At 48.4% G+C, this 409-nt stretch carries 1 pseudogene; it reads right to left on the bottom strand.

Annotation, left to right across the window (positions count from 1 at the left end):
• A pseudogene (locus ACTQ33_RS17200) lies at window positions 1-409 on the bottom strand (IS110 family transposase); the annotation flags it as partial.

Below are 409 nucleotides of genomic sequence, written 5' to 3'. Positions count from 1 at the left end.
CTGCGGTCCTGTGATTTTTCCGACACCTTCCATCCCCATCACCAGCTCATATTCTGGCAGCAGAGAGGCCAGCCGGTTCATTTCTGTGCGGAACGCATGAAGCGAATCATACACGGTATTCAGGCTGATTGCCGCTTGCGTTATCAGCAGTTTTGTACTATCATTTTTGGGAAGCGTGGCAACGGCGTTCCTGGCTGCGGTATGGATTCGTTCGGCATCGGAAGTACTGAATCTGTAACCGGTTCTTTTGCACCATTTTTGGAAGGTGTCTGCAAAAGTATGTAGGGATAAAGCTGCTACGCATTCTTTATGCCAAAAGCGGATCACAAAATCCACCCATTTGACATGGCCCTTTGAGTTCCTGCCTTCATTCAGAAATAACTTATTGGCACCGGGGAATGTCTGATCC

The sequence above is a fragment of the Candidatus Avoscillospira sp. LCP25S3_F1 genome (genome assembly GCF_052117125.1).
Taxonomy (GTDB): domain Bacteria; phylum Bacillota; class Clostridia; order Oscillospirales; family Oscillospiraceae; genus Avoscillospira_A.
The sequence above is the reverse complement of the archived record's forward strand: the minus strand, read 5'-3'. Positions and strand labels throughout refer to the sequence as shown.